Raw genomic sequence first — 22,365 nt, 5'->3', positions numbered from 1 at the left:
GCAGGCCGCAGGGCCTAGAACTCCAGGATCTCTTTTTCCTTTTCGGCCGAGACCTCGTCAACCTTGGCCACGTACTTGTCGGTGATCTTCTGGATCTCGTCCTGGCCCCGGAAGGCGTCGTCTTCGCTGATCTCGCCTTCCTTTTTCAGTTCCTTGAGCAGGTCGTTGGCCTCGCGGCGGGCGTTGCGCACCGCCACCTTGGTCTCCTCGGCCATCTTCTTGACCACTTTGACCAGCTCCTTGCGGCGCTCTTCGGTCAGGGGGGGCACGGCGATGCGTACCACCTTGCCGTCGTTGTTGGGGGTCAGGCCCAGGTCGCTCTTGAGCAGCGCCTTTTCGATGGCTCCGCAGGTGCTGGCGTCCCAGGGCTGGATGAGAATGAGGCGCGGCTCGGGCACCGAAAGGCTGGCCATCTGGTTGAGCGGGGTGGGCGCACCGTAGTAGTCGGCCCGCACCCCGTCCAAAAGCGAGATGGAAGCCCGGCCGGTGCGCACCCTCTTGAAGTCGCGGGTCAAGGCCTCAATGGCCTTTTCCATCAGATCCTTGGCTTCTTGTTTGGCGTCTTCGATCATGGCTAAACCTCCACTCGGGAGCCGACCTTTTCGCCCAGCAGCACCCGCTTGATATTGTCCGGTTCCAGCAGGTCAAACACGATCACCGGCAGCTTGTTGTCCCCGGCCAAGCTGATGGCCGTGGCGTCCATCACCTTCAGGTGCTGGGCCAGCACCTGGTCGTAGGTCACCTGGGGCAGCTTTTGAGCTTCGGGGTTCTTCACCGGGTCCGAGTCGTAGATGCCGTCCACCTTGGTGGCCTTCATCAACACCTCGGCCCCGATCTCCTCGGCCCTGAGGGCGGCGGCGGTGTCGGTGCTGAAGTAGGGGTTGCCCGTGCCCGCCCCCAGGATGACGATGCGCCCCTTTTCCAGGTGACGGATCGCCCGGCGGCGGATGTAGGGCTCGGCCACCTGGGGCATGGTGATGGCGGTCATCACCCGGGTAGGCACGCCCTTGCGCTCCAGGGCGTCCTGCAGGGCGATGGAGTTGACCACCGTGGCCAGCATGCCCATGTAGTCGGCCTGCACCCGGTCCATGTGGCGGGCGCTATCGCTGACCCCGCGGAAGATGTTGCCCCCGCCCAACACCACCCCGACCTCCACGCCCAGGCGGTGGGCCTTGATGAGCTCGTCGGCCACGTAGTCCAACACCTGGGGGGAAATGCCAAAGGACTCCCCGCCCATGAGGGCCTCTCCCGAGACCTTCAAGAGCACTCTTTTGAACACCGGGGCGGGGGGCATGGGCGTCTCCTGGCCTAGCTTTCCTCGCCCAGCACGAAGCGGGCGAAGCGCCTGATCTGCACGTTCTCGCCGGTCTGGGCCCGAAGCTCGTTGACCAGGTCGGCGATGGTCTTGTCGGTGTCCTTGACAAAGGGCTGGTTCATCAGGCAGCTCTCGGCGGCGAACTTCTTGAGCTTGCCTTCGATGATCTTGTCCACGATGTTCTCGGGCTTGCCCTGCTCCAGGGCCTGGGCCTTGTAGATCTCGCGCTCGCGCTCCAAGACGTCGGCGGGCAGGTCTTCCTCGTTCACGCAGATGGGGTTGCTGGCCGCGATGTGCATGGCCAGATCCCGGGCAAAGGCGCTGAACTCGTCGGTCTTGCCGGTGAAGTCGGTCTCGCAGTTGACCTCGACCATGACGCCCAGCTTGCCGCCGGCGTGGATGTAGCTGGCCACCTGGCCCTCGCTGGCCACCCGGCCGGCCCGCTTGGCGGCCACGGACAGGCCTTTTTGGCGCAGCCAGTCGATGGACTTCTCCATGTCACCCTCACACTCGGTGAGGGCCTTCTTGCAGTCCATCATGCCGGCGTTGGTTTTGTCCCTAAGTTCCTTGACCATGGCGGCGGATATGCTCATGGCGATCACTCTCCTTAATAAAGCTATGCCTGGCGGGCCCGCCCGGGGGCGGGCCCGTTGGTCTCACAAAAATGGCGTCGGCCCGGGATAATTTCCCGGCTTAGTCCTCGGTGCTCTCCTCGGCGGCGGCCTCTTTCGCGGCGGGCTTTTCCTTGCGGATGACCACCACCTCGGGGCCCTCCTGCTCCTCGGGACGGCCCACGGTCAGCTCGGGCATGTCCTGGGGCATCTCAACCTTCTCGGACTCGCGGCCCGCGCCTCCCCGCTGCTCCCGAAGGGCCAGGCCGTCGTTGGCGGCCTGGGCCATGGCGCCGCTGAACAGGCGGATGGCCCGGATGGCGTCGTCGTTGCCGGGCACCAGGTAGTCGATGCCCTCGGGGTCGCAGTTGGTGTCCACGATGGCCACGATGGGTATCTTGAGCCGCCGGGCTTCGTTGACCGCGATCTTTTCCTTTTTGATGTCCACCAACACCACCGCGGAGGGCAGGCGGTTCATGTCCTTGATGCCGCCCAGGGTGCGCTCGGCCTTTTCCAGCTCGCGCCGCAGGGACATGGACTCCTTCTTGGGGTAGTTGTCGATGGTGCCGTCGGCCACGATGCTTTCCAGCCACTTGTAGCGCTCGATGGACTTCTTGATGGTCTGGAAGTTGGTGAGCATGCCGCCCAACCAGCGGTGGTTGACGTTGTACATGCCGCAGCGGGTGGCTTCCTCGGCGATGATGTCCGCCGCCTGGCGCTTGGTGCCCACAAAGAGCACCTCGCCGCCCTTGGCCACGGTCTTGGTAATGAAATCGTAGGCTTGGCGGAAAAGGGTTACGGTCTGCTGCAGGTCGATGATGTGAATGCCGTTGCGGGCCCCGAAGATATAAGACTTCATCTTGGGGTTCCACCGGCCGGTCTGGTGACCGAAGTGGACTCCGGCCTCCAACAGCTCGCGCATGGTCACGTAGGCCACGTTGCTTCCTCCTGATTCGGTTTGTCCTCCGCCTGGCCGTTTTGGTGGGTGTGCCCACCGGCCCGAGGGCCGGCACCAGGGCCGCCCCGGCAAGGCGTGTGTAATTAGTTAACCGCCGAAGAATATCACAGGCTCCCCCGCCCCGCAAGGGAGGCCAAGGGCCGTCCCGTGACGGGCGGGTTAAGCTTTCAGGAACGATAGTCGGCGTTTAGGTCTATGTAATCCTTGGTAAGGTCGGTGGTGAGCACCCAGTGCTCCTCCCGTCCCAGGCCAAGCTCCAATCTTATTTCATAACGAGGCCGGGCCATGACCTTCACCGCCTGGGCCTCCGCTTCGGCCCCGGTGGCCAGGCCTCCCTGGGCCACCAACGCCCCGCCGATGTACAAATCGCAGCGGGTCTCGTCAAAGGGATGGCCCCGCCGGGCGCTCTCGGCCCCGGCGGTGCTCAGGATGCGGCCCCAGTTGGGGTCGCCGCCGGTGAGAGCGGTCTTTACCAAAGGCGAATGGGCGATGGCGTAGGCCACCTCCCGGGCCTGGTCCGCGCTGGCCGCCGAGCATACCCTGACCCGGGCCAAGTGCCCGGCTCCCTCGCCGTCGGCCACGATCATGGTGGCCAGCTCCTGGCACACCGCGGTGACCGCCCCGGTGAGCCAGGCCAAATCCGGGTCGCCGGGGACCAGCTCGGGGTTGCCGGCCTTGCCGCTGGCCAACAGCAGCACCGTGTCGTTGGTGGAGGTGTCGCCGTCCACGCTGATGCGGTTGAAACTCTGCTCCACCGCCTCGCCCAGCACCTTGGCCAGGGCCTCGGGGGCGGCCGCCGCGTCGGTAAGGACAAAGCAGAGCATGGTGGCCATGTCCGGGCGGATCATGCCCGCGCCCTTGGCCATGCCCACCACGTTGACCTGCTGGCCGCCCACCATGGCCTGGCGTTTGGCCATCTTCTTGTAGGCGTCGGTGGTCATGATGGCCCCGGCCGCCTCGGCCAGGCCCAGGGGGCTCAGCCCGGCGGCCAGAGAGGGCACCACCGCGTTGACCTTGGTGTCGTCGAGCACCTGGCCGATCACCCCGGTGGAGCAGGGCAGCACCTCTTCGGGAGAGCAGCCCAGGGCGGCGGCCACGGCCCGGCAGGTGGAGCGGCAGGCGCTCAGGCCCGGCTCGCCGGTGGCGGCGTTGGCCCCGCCGCTGTTGGCCAGAATGGCCCGGGCCCGGCCGTTGCGCACGTTTTGGCGCGCTACCCGCACCGGGGCGGCGGCCAGCAAGTTGGTGGTGAACACCCCGGCCACCGACACCGGCAGGTCGGCGGCGATGAGGGCCAGGTCGGCCCGGCCGTCCTTGCGCAGGCCGCAGGGGGCCGCGGCGGCCCGGAAACCGGCCACCTCCTGGTTTACCTCGTTGCCCTGCTTCAGGGGCGCGTCGCCCAACTCGGGAAGCTCTTGCATGGTTCGATTCTCCAGTGCGAGGTAATGGGCCTGGGCCCTTGTCCACACATATACCATTGCCGGAGGGTTAAGCCCACCGCTACGTGCCCGAGCGCCGGCGGCCGCAAAAAACCCGGCCCCGGAAAATTCCGGGGCCGGGTCTGAAATTGCCTGGGTCGGGACTATTGTTTAAGGCCGCAGCATTTCTTGTATTTCTTGCCGCTGCCACAGGGGCAGGGGTCGTTGCGCCCCACCTTTTTGCCTTCGCGCTGGGCGGGCTCGGGCGCGCCGCCGTCGCCGCCGGAATAGGCCAGGGGGATGTCTTCCTCCGGGGCCAGGGCCTGCACGTCCTCTTCGCTGGCGATCTGCACCCGCATCAGAGCCCCCACGGTCTCGGACTTGATGCGCTCCACCATCTGGGCGAACATCTCGTAGCCCTCGCGTTGATACTCGCGCAGGGGGTCCTTTTGGCCGTAGCCCCTGAGGCCGATGCCCTCCTTGAGGTGGTCCATATTGAGCAGGTGGTCTTTCCACAGGCTGTCCACCCGGTCCAAGAGGATCCAGCGCTCCAGCTGCTCCATGGTCTCCGGGCCGTAAAGCTGGCCCTTGCGGTCGTAGAGGCTCTTGGCCTGCTCGCTCACCCGCTGGATCAGGCTCTCGGCGTCGTGCTCGGCCATCTCGCCCAGGTCGGGCAGGAACCCGAAGGCGTTGCCCACGGCGTCGCTCAGGCCTTTGGCGTCCCATTCGGCGGCGGGCACGTGGTCGTCGGCGTAGGCGTCCACCACCTGCTCGGCGATCTCGTCCATCATCTCCAGCACCGAGTCGTGCACCCCTTCGCCGGTCATGGCCGCGCGCCGCTGGGCGTAGATCACCTCTCGCTGCTTGTTGAGCACGTCGTCGTACTCCAAGAGCTGCTTGCGGATCTCGAAGTTGCGCCCTTCCACCTTGCGCTGGGCGTTCTCGATGGCCTTGGAGATGAGGTTGTGCTCGATGGGCTCGCCCTCTTCCATGCCCAGCTTGCCCATGATGCCCTTGATGCGGTCGCTGCCGAACAGGCGCAGCAGGTCGTCTTCCAGGCTCAGGTAGAAGCGGCTGGAACCGGGGTCGCCCTGGCGGCCGGAACGGCCCCGGAGCTGGTTGTCGATGCGGCGGCTCTCGTGGCGCTCGGTGCCCAGGATGTGCAGGCCGCCCGCGGCCAGCACTTGTTCGCGCTCGTCGGCGCACTGGGCCTGATATTTCTTCAGAGCCTGGGCGTAGGCCTCGGGATCTTCCTGGGGGTCGGCGTCCTTGACGGCCATGGCCTCGGGGTTGCCTCCCAGGATGATGTCGGTGCCGCGCCCGGCCATGTTGGTGCTGATGGTCACCGCGCCCTTGCGCCCCGCCTGGGCCACGATCTCGGCCTCCTTGGCGTGTTGCTTGGCGTTGAGCACCGTGTGGGGCACCCCCAGGCGCTTGAGCCTGGCGGCCAGCAACTCCGAGCGCTCCACGCTCACCGTGCCCACCAGGACCGGCTGGCCCTTGGAGTGCAGCGCCTTGATCTCCTGGACCGCGGCCTCGTACTTCTCGACCTGGGTGCGATACACCGAGTCCGGGTGGTCCTTGCGCACCATCTCCCGGTTGGTGGGGATCACCACCACGTCCAGCTTGTAGATCTTGGCGAACTCCTCGGCCTCGGTATCGGCGGTGCCGGTCATGCCCGCCAGCTTGTCGTACATGCGGAAGTAGTTCTGGAAGGTGATGGTGGCCAGGGTCTGGTTTTCGCTCTTGACCTTGATCTTTTCCTTGGCCTCCAGGGCCTGGTGCAGGCCCTCGGAGTAGCGCCGTCCGGGCATGAGCCGTCCGGTGAACTCGTCGACGATCACCACCTCGCCGTCCTTGACGATGTAGTCCACGTCCCGCTTGAACAGGGTGTGGGCCTTGAGCGCCTGGGTTAGGTGGTGAAGAAGCTCCATGTAGCGCGGGTCGTAGAGGTTGTCCACCTTGAGGAGCTCTTCGCAGCGGCTCACGCCTTCCTCGGTGAGGCTGGCGGTGCGGGTCTTTTCGTCGATGGTGTAGTGGGTTTCCTTGCTCAGGCGAGGAATGAGCCGGTCGATCTGCACGTAGAGCTGGGTGGATTTTTCGGCCGGGCCGGAAATGATCAGCGGGGTGCGCGCCTCGTCGATGAGGATGGAGTCCACCTCGTCCACGATGGCGTAGGCATAATCGCGCTGCACCAGCTCGGCCAGGTCGAACTTCATGTTGTCGCGCAGATAGTCGAAGCCGAACTCGTTGTTGGTGCCGTAGGTGACGTCGGCCCCATAGGCCTCCTGGCGCTGGTCGTCGTCCAGGCCGTGCACGATGCAGCCCACGGTGAGACCCAGGAAGCGGTAGATTTTGCCCATCCAACCGGCGTCGCGCTTGGCCAGGTAGTCGTTCACCGTGACCACGTGCACGCCGCGCCCGGTGAGGGCGTTCAGGTACACCGGCAGGGTGGCCGAAAGGGTCTTGCCCTCGCCGGTCTTCATCTCGGCGATCTTGCCCTGGTGCAGGACGATGCCGCCGATGAGCTGCACGTCGTAGTGGCGCTGGCCGATGGTGCGCCGGCCGGCCTCGCGCACCGCGGCGAAGGCCTCGGGCAACAGGTCGTCCAGGGTTTCGCCGGCGGCCAGGCGCTCCTTGAAGGCGGGGGTAAGGGCGGCCAGTTCGGCGTCGCTCTTGGCCTCCATGGAAGGCTCCTGGGCGTTGACCGCTTCCACCAGGGGCTGGAGATGTTTCATCTCGCGGTCGTTCTTGGAGCCTACTATCTTGGATAGGAATTTGCCTAACATGGTCCCTATTGTGGCCCCTTGGGCCAAAAAAGCAAATCCCGGCGCGTTGCATTGCGCCGGGAAAGCGGATAACTATTTGTTACTACGATCAATCTAAGATGTAATACATGGGGTTGGTGGGAACCCCCGACAGCAGCACCTCGTAGTGCAAATGGGGTCCGGTGGAGCGCCCGGTGTTGCCTACCGAGCCGATGGACTGTCCCCGCTCCACTTTTTCTCCCAGCTTGACCTTGATCTTTTGCAAGTGGGCGTAGCGGGTGACGATGCCGTGGCCGTGGTTGATGGCCAGCATGCGGCCGAATCCGCCCTCCCAGCCCGCGAAGGTGACCACCCCGCCCGCCGGGGCGATGACCGGGGTGCCGCGCCGGGTGGAGATGTCCAAGCCGGAGTGGAACTTTTTGCCCTTGCCAAAGGGCGAGGCGCGCATGCCGAAGCCGGAGGTGACCCAACCGCGCACCGGCCACAGGGAGGGGGTGGCGGCCAGGATGGAGCGCCGGTCTTCCAAAAACTTGGCCAGATGGCGCTGCAGCATCCGCTCGGTTTCGCTATCGGCGTTCAGGCGGTCCAAGTCGCGCTGCATGGTCTGCAACTGGCGCTCGGTGCGGGTGGAGGCCAGGCGCACCCCGGCTCCGCCGGCGTCGCTTTCACGACCGCCCACGCCGAAGATGTCGTCCTTTTGGCCGGGCCGGTCCAGGTTGGCCATCTGCCGCAGGCGCTCGTTGAAGGACTTGAGGCTGCTGATTTGCTCGTTCATGTCCGCCAGGCGCTGGGCAAAGGCGGTAATTTGGGCTTGTTGGCGGGTGTAGAGGTTCCCGTCGGCCTGGTACACGGGTTGCTGGGCCGTCGCGTCTTGGTAGCGATAATACCAATAACCGGCCAAGCTCAACGAGCCGCCCAAGGCGACAACGAAAAACCACATGAGAAAACGAGGGAGGCAGAGTCGTTTGACCCGGTCGGTTCCCTCGTCGGGGAAGATCATTACGTTTATTTTTTTTGCCACGCCATCCCTATGTATGTCGGCTGTCGATGAGCCCTGGAGCCCAGGACAGTTACAGAAAAATCGATCTGAGCACATTTAGCATGGCTGGATTTTATAGTCAACCCCGTAAACGGCAGGTTACGATCTTGTAGTAAAATAATATCATTAGTGTTATTGGTTAATTACGATCCGCTGACCGACATGCGGCTGATGAGCAGACTGGGCGAGCCCTTGCGGCCGAAAAATCTCAGGTCAGAGCCGACTTCGGCCACCGCCTGGAACAGCTCCAGCACCTGTCCGGCGATGGCGATGGACTTCACCGGGCGCACCCGCTCCCCCTTTTCCACCAAAAATCCCGCCGCCCCGAAACTGAACTCGCCGCTCACCGGGTCGGCGGTGTGGCCGCCCATGATGTCGCAGATCACCAGGCCGCGCTCCAGGCGCCCCTCCAACTCCTGGGGCGAGGCCTGGCCCGGCTCCAGGAACAGGTTGGAGAAATCCACCCCCGGCGGGCCCTTCAAAGAGCCGCGCATGCCGTTGCCGGTGCTGCCCTGGCCCTGGCGCGCCCCCCACAGGCGATCGAAGATGAAGCCCTTGAGCACTCCCCGCTCCACCAGGGCCTTGCGGCGCATGGGCACCCCCTCGTCGTCCAGGGCCGCGCTGCCCAGGCCCCGGGGCAGGGTGCCGTCGTCCACCAGGCTCACCAGGGGACTGACGATCCGGCTGCCCTCTTTGCCCGCCAAGAGCGAACGGCCCTTGAGCAGGGAGTCGCCCGTCAACGACGCCGCCAACAGGCCCAAAAATTGCGCGGCCACCGAGTTGTCCAGAACCACGTCGTAGCGGCCGTCGTTCACCGGCCTGGCCCCCAAAAAGGCCGCCGCCCGCCGACCCGCCTCGCGGCCCAGGGCCTGGGGGTCGATCTCGGACAGGAAGCGGGCGCTGTGGCTCTCCCAGCCCATCTCCTGCTCCCCGTCCTGGGCGGCCATGGCCAGGGCTCCGGCCGAGGCGGTGGTGCCTTGGTGGGTGAAATCCAGGCCGCGGGAGGTGAGCAGGCGCAGGGTGCTCACCGCCGAGTCGAACTCGGCGGGCTGTACGTGCACCACCCGGGGGTCGGCCTCCAGGGCGGCGGCGGCCACCTGCTTGGCCCGCGCCACCTTGGCCTCCACCGGGTCGGCGGCCAGCTCGGGGTCGAAAACCTCCACCTGGGGAAGCTGATCCACCGGGCCCGACAGGCTGATGCCCGGCTCGGGGTCGCTGGCCTGGGCCGAAGCCATGGCCTCGGCCGCGGCCCGCTCGATGCCCTGGGGATCGCCGCCGATTACATAGGCGAAGCCCAGGCGCTCGTCGCTGACCACCCGGAGGGCCAAACCGCTGGAGGTGGATTGCTGGAAGGCGTCCACCTCTTGGCCGCGCACCCCGATGGATACGCTCTCGCTGTGCACCGCCGCGATTTCCCACTCCCGGGCCCCTTGGGCCTCCAGGGCCTTACGGGCCAACTCCACTTGACGATCTAAATCCACCTTCATAGCTCCAGCAGCATGGCGATCTCGTCGCAGTCCGGAAACTTCACGCAGTTTATGCAATCAGCCCAGATCTTGTTGGGCAGAAGCTGCTTGTCCACCTGCTTGAAATCGAAACGGGCGAAAAAGGACGGGCGGTAGGTGAGGGCGAATATCTTGTTGAAGCCCAGGGTCACCGCCTCGGAGCAGCAGGCCTCCACCAGCTTGGTGCCCCAGCCCTCGCCGCCCCGCTCGGGCAACACCGCCAGGCTGCGGATCTCGCAGAGGTCTTCCCAGCACAAATGCAGGGCGCAGGCACCCACCGCCTGGCCCTCGTCGTCCTCGGCGATCACGAAGTCGCGCAGGAACTCGTACAGATCGGTGAGGGAACGGGCCAGCAGGTCGCCTTGGCCGCCGTAATGAGCCAGGAGCTTGTGTATGAAGCGCACATCGTCTTGCCGCGCCTTGCGGATCATGGGCCGTACTCCATTAGCGAGGAGGTTCCCATTTTAACGTGAGGGGCGCTGAGGGTCAAAGGCGGCCGCCACGGCGGCCAACCGCAGCAAGGCTGGGCGCGGCGGGCCGGGCCTTGGGGTGCGCTCCGGGCCGCCGCCACTGACGGGCTAAGGTATCTCCTTGACCAGGCGGAAGCCCAGGGTGTTGTACTTGGAGGCCGGGCTGGCGAAGTTGCGGTTGGCCGAGCGCAGGTAGTGGGGCTTGCCGAACCAACTGCCCCCCCGGCGCACCCGCCACTCGCCGCTGACCGGGCCCTGAGGGTCGGTCGCAGGCCCTTGGGGGTAGGGCCCCAGCCAGTCGGAGACCCACTCCCAAACGTTGCCCGCGGTGTCGTAGATGCCCCAGGCATTGGGCGGGAAGCTTCCCACCGGAGCCGGGTCGTCGGCGGACAGACCCCGGGAGAGGTAGTACTTCTGGCAGCCGTCGTATTTCAGGCTGTTGTTGGCATACATGGCCCGGTCGCAGTCGATGCCTTCGCCCCAGGGGTAGGAGGTTTGGCTGCCGGCCCGGGCGGCGTATTCCCACTCCGCCTCGGTGGGCAGGCGGTAGCTGGCCTTGCCCGAGTGGTTGAGCTTGTAGATGAACTGCTCGGCCTGAAACCAGGACACCTGGGTCACCGGGGACTTGGGCCCGCCGGGGCGCTGGGCGGCCAACCAGCGCTTACCCATAACCTTGTGCCACTGCTCCAAGGTAACCTCGGTGGTTTGCAGGTAAAAAGGCCGGGTGAGGGTGACCTGGTGCTGCTGTTCCCGCTCCTGATGGCCCGGCTCGCTTTTGGGGCTGCCCATCATGAAGGTGCCGGGGGGGATGAGCACGAACTCCATGCCCAACTCGTTGGTGACCTTTTTGGGCAGGTCGGCGTACTTGGCCGGCAGGTTGGAGTAATCAGGGGCGGCCCCGGCGAGGCCCGCCGAGGCAAGTAAACATGCCGCTAAGAAGAAGGAGGCGGCCAGGAAGCCAAAAAAGCGTGCTTGCATGGGCGCTTTACCTGAATTCAGGGGTTCGTATAGTGCCTGAGACAATGTTGCCATAGCCGGGCCGCGGCGGCAAGCCCCCATCACCAAAGATCATTCCCGGCGAGTGACGTAGGCGGCCAGCTTGTGTTGCAAACGGATGCGGCCCGCCGCCCCCTGGGCATCGTCCAGCTCCTCATAGGGCCCCACCCGCACCCGATAGCGGCGTCCCGCCCCCTTCACGTCCACCATGAGGGAATAGGCGCGGTAGCCGCTCGCCTGCAGGCGGCGCACCAGGTTCACGGCCTGATTTTCCTCGGAAAAGGAGGCCACCTGCACCGCGAAGCGGCCCTTGCCCTCGGCCTGGGTGGGGGCCGCCGAGCCGGCGGGCGCGGGTGTCTCGGCCGGTTTGGCCTTGGGGGTGGCATTACCCTCGGACGCCGGTTTGGTCTCCGCCGCCGCTTTGGCCTCGGTGGCCGTAGCCTGGGCGGGCGCCGATGGGGCGTTCGGCTTGGGGGCGGCGGCCGGAGCCGGGGGAGCCTTGGCCGTGGCTTTGCTCGGGGCGGCGGGCTGCTCGGGCGCGGTCTGGCGTTGCTGCTTTACCCGGTCGTAAAAGGAGAACTGGGCCTCGGTGAGCCGCTGGGGCGGCGGGGCGGGCTCGGAGCCCAGCAGGCGCTCCAGGCCCAGGGCCTGCTTCACCCAGGCCACCTGCTCTGGCGTGGCCAAGGAACCCTGGCCCACCAGGATGCCCAGGACAAAGGCCCAGCAGATTAGAATGCCCGCGAACACCCAGCCCAGACCCCGTTTGGCCGGGGAGGCTGGCTCCCGGGCGGCCCTCTGCCGGGGCCGGCGTTCTGGGCGCTTGAAGACCACGAGCCCTACATCTTCTCCGGCGCGTTCACGCCCAGCAGCTCCAGGCCGTTGGCCAGCACCCGGCCCACCGCCTGCACCAGCACCAGACGGGCCGCGCTGAGGCCCTGGTCGTCCACCAGCACGTGGGTGGCGTTGTAGTAGGAATGGAAGGCCCCGGCCAGCTCGTGCAGGTAATAGGTGAGGCGGTGGGGCTCCAGGGCCCTGGCCGCGCCCTCGATCAATTCGGGGAACTCGGCCAGGCGCTTGGCCAACTCCACCTCGGTGGCCAGCTCCAGGCAGGCCAGGTCCGTGTTTGCCGGGTCGGGCAGGGCCACGCCTTCGGCCTCGGCCTTGCGCAGGATGGCGCTGACCCTGGTGTGGGCGTATTGCACGTAAAACACCGGGTTGTCCATGGACTGGGCCTTGGCCACTTCCAGGTCGAAGTCCAGCTGGGCGTCGGAGCGCCGGGTGAGGAAGATGAAGCGGGCGCTGTCGCCGCCCACCTCGTCCACCACCTCGCGCAGGGTCACGAACTCGCCGGCCCGGGTGGACATGGCCACCGGCTCACCGCCGCGCAACAGGTTGACCATCTGCACCAGCACCACGGTGAGGTCCTCGGGCTCCCGGCCCAGCCCGGCCAGCGAGGCCTTGAGCCGGGGCACGTAGCCGTGGTGGTCGGCCCCCCACACGTCCACCAGGCGCGAAAATCCCCGGCGGAACTTGTCCAGGTGATAGGCGATGTCGCTGGCGAAGTAGGTGATCTCGCCGTTGGAGCGCTTGACCACCCGGTCTTTCTCGTCGCCGAACTCGGTGGCCTTGAACCACAGGGCGCCCTCGGCCTCGTAAAGCAGGCCCTTTTCCTCCAGGGCGGCAAAGGCGCGCTCCACCGCCCCGTCGGTGACCAGGCTCTTTTCGCTGAAATAGCTGCCGATCGAGACGTTGAAGGCGGCCAGGTCGTCCTTGATGCCGTCCAGAATCTTCTGCCCCGCCCACTGGGAAGCCAGGGCCACCGCCTCGTCTTGGGCCATCTCCAGCAGGCCCGCGCCCTGGGGGATGGCCAGCAGCTCGGCGGCCAGGTCCTTGATGTACTCGCCCCGGTAATGGTTGTCCGGGAAGGGCTCGTCCGAGCCTTTGAGCTGCCTGGCCCGCACCAACACGCTGCGCCCCAGGGTGGCCATCTGGTTGCCCGCGTCGTTCAGATAGTATTCGCGCTGGGCCTCAAAGCCGCTGAAGGCCAGCACCCGGGCGATGGCGTCGCCCAGGGCCGCGCCCCGGCCGTGGCCCACGTGCAGGGGGCCGGTGGGGTTGGCGCTGACGAACTCCACCTGCACCTTGGCCCCCGCGCCCCACTCGCCCCGGCCGAAGTCGGGTCCCTGGGCCAGGATGACCGGCAGCACCGCATGCCAGGCGGCCGGGTTCAGGAAAAAATTGATGAAGCCGGGACCGGCGATCTCGGTGCGCTCGATCAGGCCGTGGCCCTGGCCCAGGTGCTTAAGCAGCACCTCGGCGATCTTGCGCGGGGCCTGGCGGCAGGGCCGGGCCAGTTGCATGGCCAGGTTGCTGGCCAAATCGCCGTGCTCGGCCTGCTTGGTCTTTTCCACAACGAACTCGGGAACTTCCTCCACCGCGGGCAAGTCGCCGGCGGCGCAGGCCCGCTCCAGGGCCTCCAGGAGTTGGGCGGCCAGGGTCTTTTTCATTTATCAGCCTCTTGGGGCTCGGGCAGGGCGTGGTCCCGGGTATAGTCCGGGCATTTGATCACCGAACCCTGCTCGTAGCTGTATTTCTTTTTGCAGTCCGCCCGCCAGGCGCAAACCACGCACATGGTGGGCTGGTGCGATTTGATGGGGTCCTTGTTTTGCTCTGCCATTAGCCTATGCCTCCCCTGCCAAAAGCATTCCTAAGCTACCTTGCGGGGTTGGGAGGGTCAAGAGCGATGGCGGCGGCGGTTGGCCGCGCCCAGGGAGCAGGTGATCTCATAAGAAATGGTCCCCGCCCACTCGCCCAACTGATCTGCGGTGATCTCCCGCTCGCCCGAGCGGCCCAACAGCACCACCTCCTCGCCCGGCGCGGGCAGGGGGGCGAAGCCGGTGAGGTCCACCATGATGGCGTTCATGCACACCCGGCCCCGCAGGGGAGCGGCTTGGCCCCGGATCAGCACCTGGGCCCGGTTGGAGGCGCTGCGGGGGTAGCCGTCGCTATAGCCCGCGGCCACCACCCCCAGCCAGGTGTCGCGGGGGGCCTTCCAGATGTGGCCGTAGGACACCCCGGCCCCGGCGGGCACCCGGCGCACCGCCATCAGGCGGCTGGTGAAGCGCATGGCCCCCTTGAGGGGCGCGGCCCCTTGGCTTTCCGGGGCGGGCAGGCCGCCGTAGAGGCTGATGCCCAGCCGGGCCAGCCCCGGCGGCTCCGGCGCGGCCGGGGGAGGGGCCATAACCCCGCCGCTGGCCTCCAGGCTGGATTCGGTCAGGGCGTGGCCGCGCCGCCTGGCCTCGCCAAGCAGGGAGCTGAAAATCTCGGCCTGTTTTTGGGCGGTGGGGTCGCCCGGCACCCCGCTGGTGGCCAGATGGCTGGCCAGGCCCTGGATCTTAAGGCCGGGCAGGGCCGCCGCCCGCTCCAAGAGATCAAGAGCCTGGTCCGCCTCCACCCCCAGGCGGCTCATGCCGGTGTCCACCTTCAGATGGCAGGTGGCCTGGGTTCCGGCGTCTTGCGCGGCTTGGCTCAGGGCGGCGAAATCCTCCCAGGCGGCCAGAAAGGGGCTCAGGTCGTGGGCCACGGCCAGGGGGGCCTGGCCCGGGGCGAGGCCCATGAGCACCAGGATGGGGCCCTCGATCCCCGCCCGGCGCAAGAGCACGCCCTCGCCCGGCAGGGCCACGGCCAGGGTCTCGGCCCCCGCCGCCTTGAGACGCCGGGCCACCGGCACCATGCCGTGGCCATAGGCGTCGGCCTTGACCACCCCGGCCACCCCCACCTTCGGGGGCAACAGGGCGCGCAGGGCTCTCAGGTTGGCCGCGATGGCGGTCAGGTCCACACTCACCAGGTTGTCGGGGCTGGGCGCCACGCGGGTCATGGCCTCTCCTCGCTTTCGAAGACTACTATCCCACCCCGCACCCCGCCTGGCAAGCCGGGGCTTCACAGCGAGCGCCCATTGGATGGAATAGTCGGACCGAACACGCGCCAATAGCTCAGGTGGATGGCGCTGTGGCCTTCCAAGCCACCGGCCAGGGGGGGCGAGCGCCTCATGGCGTGCCAGAAATCAAGGGCTTGGCCATTCGGGCCAGCTCCGGTTCCACCAGCGACACTCGGCGTTGCTCAATAGCGCCCGGGCTTAAAATTACCAGCATAAAGGGGATTAACCCCACCGACCGTCCTCCCCAAAAAAAGGGGCCGGCCGAATCGGCCGACCCCCGGGGTGGTTCAGGTTTAGTGGTTGTCTAGAATTGGTACTGCAAGCCGACGCTCAGGATCTGCTCTTGGTAATCGTCGGCATAGGAAATGCGGTAATCGGTGAAGAAGGACACGCAGTAATTGGTGCTGGCGGTGAAGCCGGCCTCGAACTCGGCCAGGTCGCCCGCGGGAGGCGCGCCTTCCACCGAGAAGCTCTGAGCGCCGTAGTCGATGAAGCTGGCGGTCAGGCTGGGGTTGCTGTCGGAGAACTGGTGGAGCCAGGCCAAGCCCACGCGAGGCAGCAGCTCCCAGTTATCGGTCTTGAACAGGCGGGTAAGGCGCACACCCAGGCGCGACACGAACGAGTCGTCGTCGTCGTTTTCGATGTTGTAGCCCAGCCAGCCGATGCCGCTCTCGGTGAAGCCGTCCTGCTGGACGCGCTGGTACTGCAGGGAGGCCATGGGCTCCAGGAGCCAGTCAGGGGCAAAGCGCCAGTCGTAGCCGGCCTCCAGGCCCGCGCCGAACAGGTTGCCGTCAAAGTCGCCCTTGGCCTGGTCGTCGATGGAACCCAGGGTGACCTGGCGGCTGGAGTCGTTGCTCAGGCGGGCGTAGGAAAGCGCCGCGCGCAGGTAGGTTTCGCCAAAGGTGGCCTGACCGTACAGACCGGCGTGGAAGGCCTCCTGATCGCCGCTGTCGTTGGCGCGGCTGAAGCTGAGGTCGGTGCGGGTGGCGCCCACGGCCACGCCCAGGCGGAACCAGCTGTTGAGCAGGCCGTCCGCGCCCAGGGCCGCGCCGCCGCCGCTCTGGCGAAAGCCCAGATAGCCGCCCTCGGCGTCCTGGTTGTTCCACAGACCCATGGCACGGCCCCACAGGGTCCATCCGGTATTGTCGCAGCTCGCGCCCTGGCCCAGGCCGGCCATGGGCACGGTCTCGGCCGCGGCCAACTGCACCGGACCGGTGGCGCTCTTTTGAGTGTCCAGGTTGAGGGCCTTACGCTGGCGCATCTCCTCCAGGCGGCGGGACATGGTGTCCGAGAACAGGCTGCCCGTGGCGAAGGAGGCCGTGGTGAAGGCGGTGTACATCTCGGGGTTGAGCTGGGTCAGAACGTTGTTGATCTGGCTGGCGTTCATGTCCCAGTCCATGGACAGCAACAGGGATTCCATGTTGCCGGTGGCCACGGGGACCAGCTTGTCCATGCCGCGGCCCACCTGGGCGCCGCTGGGGGTGTCGGCAAAGTAGCCGTAGGACTTGCGGTTGAGCACCAGGTCTATGGCGTCGCCCTGGTTCACCGAGGCCAGGCTCAGCACCACCGAGTTGGGCTGGCCCACGATGCCGGCGAAGTTGCCGGTGACGCCTCCGGAGGAGGTCAGGATACGCCAGGAGGTGCCGTCGGCGTAGAGCGCCCGAGGCAGATAGGTGTGGATGTAGGCGTTGTTAATGACGGTCTTGCCGCTGACCTCCACCAGGTCGGTGGCGCCGTTGGCCCCAATCTCCAACAGGTAAATGGAGCCGTTCATGAAGGTCAGGTTGCCGTTGATGGCCAGGGTGCCGATGGAGTTGCCCGGGCTGATGACGCCGTAGTTGATCACGTCGGCGTTGATCCTGCCCGAGCCGCCCAGGGTGGCGTAGTTGGTCAGGGTGTCGCTGATGAAGGTGCCGTTGACCAGGACGGTTCCGTCGTTGATGTACACGTCCATGTCCGAGAGGTTGAGCACCCCGGCGATCGTCGTGGTGCCCGGGTAGTCGAACTCGGCGCGTTCAAAGTTGATGAACTGGGCCACGCCGGTGCCGGTGAAGGTCCCGCCGTTGATGAACACCAGGGTGTCGTAGCCGGCCTGGCCGTCCACCCAGTTGGTCACCGCGGAGGTGGAGGCGAGGTACACGGTGTCGTCGCCGATGCCGGCGTAGATGCTGTCGAGCACCGTGCCGTAGTTATAGATGTAGTTGCCCGTGGCGGTGCTGCCGGCGCCGGTGTTGTAGGAGCCGTAGATGCTGCCTCCCACCGTTCCCTTGTTGAGGATGGTGTTTCCGCCGCCGCTGCTGCCAACGCCGGTGTTAACGCTGCCGTAGATGTTGCCTTCCACGGTGCCGGTGTTGGTTATCCGGTTCTCTCCGCCGCTGGAGCCGGCGCCATCGCTGAGGCTGCCTTGGATATCGCCGGTGACGGTGGCCTTGTTGGCGATGATGTTGGAGCCGCCGCTGCTGCCAACGCCGGTGTTAACGCTGCCGTAGATGTTGCCTTCCACGGTGCCGGTGTTGGTTATCCGGTTCTCTCCGCCGCTGGAGCCGGCGCCATCGCTGAGGCTGCCTTGGATATCGCCGGTGACGGTGGCCTTGTTGGCGATGATGTTGGAGCCGCCGCTGCTGACGTCGCCCGAGTTGTGGCTGCCGATCAGCCCCACCGTGTTGGTCCCCTCGTTGGTCAGGGTGTTCTCGCCGCCGCTGCTGCCGGTGCCGTTGTTGAGGCTGCCGGTGGCCGTGGCCGCGAAATCTTCCGAGGTGATGATGGTGTTGGAGCCGCCCTCGCTGTTCAGGCCGGAGTTGCCGCTGCCGTAGAGCCCGAACAAGACGCTGCTTTTGGCGTTGATGGTGTTTCCGCCGCCGCTGCTGTCTTCGCCCGAGTTCATCGAGCCGTAGACATAGGCGGCCGCGCCGGTGTGGTTGATGGTATTGTCGCCGCCGCTGCTGCCGGTGCCGGCGTTGTTCGATCCGGCGATGTCTAGGGTGGCCACGCCATCGTTGTTGATGGTGTTGTCGCCGCCGCTGGCTCCGTCACCGGAGTTTTCGCTGCCGATGATGTTGCCCAGGACGATGCTGTTGTTGGTTATCTGGTTGCTGCCGCCGCTGGAGCCGACGCCGCTGTTCTGGGTGCCGATCAAGTTCCCGGCGATCGTGGCCGGATCCGTTCCATTCCCGTTGGTCAGGATGTTGGAGCCGCTGGTGGCGTCATCACCGGAGTTGCGGCTGCCTACCACGTCGCTCAGCGCGGCGCCATAGTTGTTGATGGTGTTGCTGCCGCCGCTGGAGTTTTCGCCGCTGTTGAGCGAGCCGATCACATCGCCTTCGACGACGGCCAAGCCCTCGTTGGTGATGGTGTTGGAGCCGCCGTTGCTGGCCGTACCGCTGTTGATGGAGCCGACCACGTCGCCTTCGACGATGCCCAGGGTCCCGTTGTTAATGGTGTTGGAGCCGCCGTTGCTGGCCGTACCGCTGTTGACGGAGCCGACCACGTCGCCTTCGACGATGCCCAGGGTCCCGTTGTTAATGGTGTTGGAGCCGCCGTTGGCGCCCTGGGCCGTGTTCATACTGCCCACGATGCTGCCCTCGACGCTGCCGGTGTTGCCTATATCGTTGGCGCCGCCGCTGACTTCCTGGGCGTAGTTGTAAGAGCCGTAGATGCTGCCCTTGACGGTACCGCCGGTCTGGTTGCGTATGGTGTTGGATCCGCCGCTGGAGTTTTCGCCGATGTTGACGGAGCCGATCACCTCGCCTTCGACGGTGCCCAGGGTTTGGTTGTTGATGGTGTTGCTGCCGCCGCTGGAGTTTTCGCCGCTGTTGAGCGAGCCGATCACGTCGCCTTCGACGGTGCTGAAGGTCCGGTTGGTGAGGGTGTTGGATCCGCCGCTGGCGCCCTCGCCCGAGTTGCGGCTGCCGATCATGTCGTTGGTGACGGTGCTCCAGTTGTTGATGGTGTTTCCGCCGCCGCTCACGTTGGAAGCGACGTTGTCCGTGCCCACGATGTAGCCCGCGCTGCCGCCGAGCTGATTGTTGATGGTGTTGGGGGTGCTGGTGGAGCCGTTACCCGAGTTGCGGCTGCCGATGATGGTGCCCTGCACCTCGCCGGCGTTGTTGATGGTGTTGCCGCCGCCGCTGGAGTTTTCGCCGCTGTTGAGCGAGCCGATCACGTCGCCTTCGACGGTGCCCAGGGTTTGGTTGGTGATGGTGTTGGAGCCGCCGCTGCTGGCCGTACCGCTGTTGAGCGAGCCGATCACGTCGCCTTCGACGGTGCTGAAGGTCCGGTTGGTGATGGTGTTGGATCCGCCGCTGGCGCCCTCGCCCGAGTTGCGGCTGCCGATCATGTCGTTGGTGACGGTGCCCCGGTTGTTGATGGTGTTTCCGCCGCCGCTCACGTTGGAAGCGACGTTGTCCGTGCCCACGATGTAGCCCGCGCTGCCGCCGAGCTGATTGTTGATGGTGTTGGGGGTGCTGGTGGAGCCGTTACCCGAGTTGCGGCTGCCGATGATGGTGCCCTGCACCTCGCCGGCGTTGTTGATGGTGTTGGAGCCGCCGCTGGTGTTGGCATTGCTGTTTTCGGAGCCGATCACGTCGCCTTCGACGGTGCCCTGGTTGGTGATGGTGTTGGAGCCGCCGCTGGCCCCGGCCTCGCTGTTTTGCGCGCCGATCACGTTGCCCTTGACGGTGGCCAGGGTCTGGTTGGTGATGGTGTTGCTGCCGCCGCTGGAACCGTTGCCCATGTTCAGCGAGCCCACCACATCGCCTTCCACCGTGCCGAAGGCCCGGTTGGTGATGGTGTTGTTGCCGCCTACGCTGTCGAAGCCGGAGTTGAGGCTGCCGACCATCTTGCCGCCCACGGTGCCGGCGTTATTGATGATGTTGGAGCCGCCGCTGGTGTCCTGGGTCTGGTTGACCGAGCCGATGACATCGGTATCCACGGTCCCGACGCCTAGGGTGCCGTTGTTGATGGTGTTGGATCCGCCGTTGGCGCCCTGGGCCGTGTTCATACTGCCCACGATGCTGCCCTCGACGCTGCCGGTGTTGCCTATATCGTTGGCTCCGCCGCTGACTCCCTGGGCGTCGTTGTAAGAGCCGTAGATGCTGCCCTTGACGGTACCGCCGGTCTTGTTGGCGATGGTGTTGTTTTCGCCGCTGGAGCCGGGGCCGGTGTTCTTGCTGCCGTATACGTTGCCCGAGATGGTGCCGGCGTTGGTTATCTGGTTGTCGCCGCCGCTGCTGAGCTCGCCGCGGTTGTCCGCGCCAAGGACGTCGCCGGTCACGGTGGCGCCGGAGTTGTTGGCGATCTCGTTGAAGCCGCCGCTGCTGTCGTAGCCGGAGTTGAGGTTGCCGTAGACGCTGCCCTGGATGCTGCCGTCGTTGGTGATCTGGTTCTCGCCGCCGCTGCTGCCGGAGCCCTGGTTCTGGGTGCCGATCAGGTCGCCCTTGACCAGGCCGGTGCTGTTGTTGTTGATGGTGTTGGTGCCGCCGAGGGAGTCCTGCCCCGAGTTGAGGCTGCCGTAGACGAACTGGTTCACCGTACCGGAGTTGCCTAGGGTGTTCCCGCCGCCCGCGCTTCCGGAACCGCTGTTTTCCGTGCCCACCAGATGGCCGTTGATGGTGCCGCCCTCATGGTTGGTGACGGTGTTGTCGCCGCCGCTGCTGTCCTGGCCCGCGTTGCGGCTGCCGTAGGTGCTGGAATTCACCACGCCGTAGTTGTCCACGGTGTTGCTGCCGCCGCTGGCGCCGCTCCCCTGGTTCAGCGAGCCCATCAGGGCGTCTTTGACGGTGGCCGCCGAACCGGTAACGGTGGTGGAGCCGTTGCTTACCTGGTTGCCGCCGCCGCTGGAATTCTCGCCGAAGTTGCTGCTGCCCGCCACCGTCATGTTCACGGTGCCGAGGTTGCTGACGGTGTTGCCGCCGCCGATGTTGCCGGTGTTGGTGTTGTCCGAGCCGATCATGTTGCCGTTGATCTGGCCGGTTTCCTCGTTGGTAACCTCGTTGCCGCCGCCTTCGGCGCCCAGGCCGGAGTTGCGGCTGCCGTAAACGCTGGAGGAGACGGTGCCGGAGTTGTTCACCGTGTTATCGCCACCGCTGGTTCCCGCGCTTTGGTTGTGCGAGCCGGTGATGGCGCCGCCGACGCTGCCCTGGTTGTCGATGGTGTTGGTTCCGCCGCTGGAATCGGCGCCGGTGTTCTTGCTGCCAAATACGTTGCCGGAGATGCTGCCGGCGTTGGATATCTGGTTTTCGCCGCCGCTGCTGGAAGTCCCGCGGTTGTCCGAACCGACCACGTCGCTGGCCACGGTGCCGGTGGAGGTGTTGCTGATGGTGTTGCCGCCGCTGGTCACGCCATTGCTGTTGACGCCGCCGGTGACATAGGCACCTACGCTGCCCGAGTTGGTGATCGTGTCGGCGCCGTCGCCACCGTCTATGTAGCTGCCGACTTGATTATAGTTGTTGATAGTGTCGTCACCACCCCTGGTTTGCACCTGGTTGGTGACCACCCCTGATGGCGTGTTTACGTTTACGGTGTCGGCATTTTCCGTGCCGACAACGCTGCTTACAGTGCTGTCAACTTCGTAGTTGTCTGCAAAAGAAGCAGAGGGAGAAAACATTAAGAGGAATAGGAATAGAACTGTGCTAACCAGCTTGACCCTACTAGGCATACTAGTCTCCCAAGTGGACGTTGATGGACCAGGGCAGGCCGGCAACAGCCGAGGATGTTCAGTTGTAGATTTCGATAAGGCCGCTTTTCAAGGGGCAACTATGACGCCCAAACTGCCAGAGGGGAGGGAGCAAGGGGAGTACTCTCAATTACACAAATCCGATAAACCAGAATAAATTAACTCTCATAGGCAGGATGTGAAATATCATATATAGACTTGCGCAATCCATGTCAATGGATATGGGAAAAATTAAAAGCGTTGATTAAAAAAATGATAAATATAAATAAAACACATCGTAAAACAATTGATTTTAATTAAAAAAAATATCGGCAAGTCCGATAGGTGTAAACGATAATTTACAACAAATAGGAACTTGTTACAGTTAAGCGTCGCGAGTATTTGATGTGTCAATAAACGATACAGGCGTACTGAAAAACTTATTTACAGGTTCGCCTCTGGGTAATTAATCGCAGCTTATGGGTAACAGGCGGAAAAGAGAGTAAATTTATTTGGCTGAAACCGGCGGCGCTTTGCGTGGGGGCGCCCCCCAGGCGGCTCATGCGCGTATCTATGGTTAGATGGCAGGCCCCCCCCCAGGCCCGGGCCACCCCGGCCGCCCCGCCTTTAAAGGCAACGGGGTGCGCGGGGCGGTTTGGCCCATACTTACCAGGCTGTCGGGATTGGGCGCCGCCCGGG

General features: G+C 65.3%; 15 protein-coding genes. All 15 read right to left on the bottom strand.

What is annotated here, in order from left to right; genetic code table 11:
• Positions 1-14: 14 nt before the first annotated feature.
• The 15 genes from frr to AACH32_RS16260 all read right to left on the bottom strand — a co-directional run bounded on the left by frr (position 15) and on the right by AACH32_RS16260 (position 21,669).
• The gene (gene frr / locus AACH32_RS16330) at positions 15-572 is read right to left on the bottom strand and encodes a ribosome recycling factor (RefSeq protein WP_338601796.1); all 558 of its coding nucleotides are present in this window, start codon (positions 570-572) and stop codon (positions 15-17) included.
• A gap of 2 nt (positions 573-574) precedes the next feature.
• Positions 575-1,294: a UMP kinase gene (gene pyrH, locus AACH32_RS16325; protein ID WP_338601793.1), complete on the bottom strand. Its 720-nt coding sequence runs from the start codon at positions 1,292-1,294 to the stop codon at positions 575-577.
• 14 nt (positions 1,295-1,308) lie between these two features.
• Positions 1,309-1,908, bottom strand: coding sequence for a translation elongation factor Ts (tsf, locus tag AACH32_RS16320; RefSeq protein ID WP_338601790.1), 600 nt, complete (start codon positions 1,906-1,908; stop codon positions 1,309-1,311).
• Between the two features lie 100 nt (positions 1,909-2,008).
• Positions 2,009-2,863: a 30S ribosomal protein S2 gene (rpsB, locus tag AACH32_RS16315; protein WP_338601788.1), complete on the bottom strand. Its 855-nt coding sequence runs from the start codon at positions 2,861-2,863 to the stop codon at positions 2,009-2,011.
• Between the two features lie 188 nt (positions 2,864-3,051).
• Entirely contained in the window at positions 3,052-4,302 is a 1,251-nt protein-coding gene (gene argJ / locus AACH32_RS16310; protein ID WP_338601786.1) for a bifunctional glutamate N-acetyltransferase/amino-acid acetyltransferase ArgJ, read from the bottom strand.
• 161 nt (positions 4,303-4,463) lie between these two features.
• The gene (gene secA / locus AACH32_RS16305) at positions 4,464-7,088 is read right to left on the bottom strand and encodes a preprotein translocase subunit SecA (protein WP_338601784.1); all 2,625 of its coding nucleotides are present in this window, start codon (positions 7,086-7,088) and stop codon (positions 4,464-4,466) included.
• An 88-nt stretch (positions 7,089-7,176) separates the two neighbouring features.
• Positions 7,177-8,088: a M23 family metallopeptidase gene (locus AACH32_RS16300; RefSeq protein ID WP_338601782.1), complete on the bottom strand. Its 912-nt coding sequence runs from the start codon at positions 8,086-8,088 to the stop codon at positions 7,177-7,179.
• Positions 8,089-8,249: 161 nt separating this feature from the next.
• Positions 8,250-9,587, bottom strand: coding sequence for a TldD/PmbA family protein (locus AACH32_RS16295; RefSeq protein WP_338601779.1), 1,338 nt, complete (start codon positions 9,585-9,587; stop codon positions 8,250-8,252).
• A gap of 2 nt (positions 9,588-9,589) precedes the next feature.
• On the bottom strand, positions 9,590-10,042 hold the full coding sequence (locus tag AACH32_RS16290) for an N-acetyltransferase (RefSeq protein WP_338601777.1): 453 nt from the start codon (positions 10,040-10,042) through the stop codon (positions 9,590-9,592).
• A 147-nt stretch (positions 10,043-10,189) separates the two neighbouring features.
• Positions 10,190-11,059: a formylglycine-generating enzyme family protein gene (locus tag AACH32_RS16285; protein ID WP_338601774.1), complete on the bottom strand. Its 870-nt coding sequence runs from the start codon at positions 11,057-11,059 to the stop codon at positions 10,190-10,192.
• A gap of 90 nt (positions 11,060-11,149) precedes the next feature.
• Positions 11,150-11,908, bottom strand: a complete 759-nt coding sequence (locus AACH32_RS16280; protein ID WP_338601772.1) for an SPOR domain-containing protein — start codon at positions 11,906-11,908, stop codon at positions 11,150-11,152.
• A 5-nt stretch (positions 11,909-11,913) separates the two neighbouring features.
• Positions 11,914-13,584, bottom strand: coding sequence for an arginine--tRNA ligase (gene argS, locus AACH32_RS16275; protein WP_338601769.1), 1,671 nt, complete (start codon positions 13,582-13,584; stop codon positions 11,914-11,916).
• Positions 13,581-13,754 carry a hypothetical protein gene (locus AACH32_RS16270; RefSeq protein ID WP_338601766.1) on the bottom strand — a complete coding sequence of 58 codons (174 nt, stop codon included), beginning with the start codon at positions 13,752-13,754 and terminating at the stop codon, positions 13,581-13,583. Before AACH32_RS16270 ends, argS begins: the two co-directional genes overlap by 4 nt.
• A 57-nt stretch (positions 13,755-13,811) precedes the next feature.
• Positions 13,812-14,954 carry an alanine racemase gene (gene alr, locus AACH32_RS16265; RefSeq protein ID WP_338601763.1) on the bottom strand — a complete coding sequence of 381 codons (1,143 nt, stop codon included), beginning with the start codon at positions 14,952-14,954 and terminating at the stop codon, positions 13,812-13,814.
• A 364-nt stretch (positions 14,955-15,318) separates the two neighbouring features.
• Positions 15,319-21,669, bottom strand: coding sequence for an autotransporter domain-containing protein (locus AACH32_RS16260; RefSeq protein ID WP_338601761.1), 6,351 nt, complete (start codon positions 21,667-21,669; stop codon positions 15,319-15,321).
• Between the last annotated feature and the right edge of the window lie 696 nt (positions 21,670-22,365).

The sequence above is a fragment of the Desulfoferula mesophila genome, assembly GCF_037076455.1.
Lineage (GTDB): Bacteria > Desulfobacterota > Desulfarculia > Desulfarculales > Desulfarculaceae > Desulfoferula > Desulfoferula mesophila.
The sequence above is the reverse complement of the archived record's forward strand: the minus strand, read 5'-3'. Positions and strand labels throughout refer to the sequence as shown.

Bases quoted from the DNA above. Each gene is read 5' to 3' on its own strand.
- AACH32_RS16260 (WP_338601761.1), bottom strand. From the start codon at position 21,669: ATGCCTAGTAGGGTCAAGCTGGTTAGCACAGTTCTATTCCTATTCCTC.
- AACH32_RS16285 (WP_338601774.1), bottom strand. From the start codon at position 11,059: ATGCAAGCACGCTTTTTTGGCTTCCTGGCCGCCTCCTTCTTCTTAGCG.
- AACH32_RS16290 (WP_338601777.1), bottom strand. From the start codon at position 10,042: ATGATCCGCAAGGCGCGGCAAGACGATGTGCGCTTCATACACAAGCTC.
- frr (WP_338601796.1), bottom strand. From the start codon at position 572: ATGATCGAAGACGCCAAACAAGAAGCCAAGGATCTGATGGAAAAGGCC.
- pyrH (WP_338601793.1), bottom strand. From the start codon at position 1,294: ATGCCCCCCGCCCCGGTGTTCAAAAGAGTGCTCTTGAAGGTCTCGGGA.
- secA (WP_338601784.1), bottom strand. From the start codon at position 7,088: ATGTTAGGCAAATTCCTATCCAAGATAGTAGGCTCCAAGAACGACCGC.
- AACH32_RS16270 (WP_338601766.1), bottom strand. From the start codon at position 13,754: ATGGCAGAGCAAAACAAGGACCCCATCAAATCGCACCAGCCCACCATG.
- argJ (WP_338601786.1), bottom strand. From the start codon at position 4,302: ATGCAAGAGCTTCCCGAGTTGGGCGACGCGCCCCTGAAGCAGGGCAAC.
- tsf (WP_338601790.1), bottom strand. From the start codon at position 1,908: ATGAGCATATCCGCCGCCATGGTCAAGGAACTTAGGGACAAAACCAAC.
- argS (WP_338601769.1), bottom strand. From the start codon at position 13,584: ATGAAAAAGACCCTGGCCGCCCAACTCCTGGAGGCCCTGGAGCGGGCC.
- alr (WP_338601763.1), bottom strand. From the start codon at position 14,954: ATGACCCGCGTGGCGCCCAGCCCCGACAACCTGGTGAGTGTGGACCTG.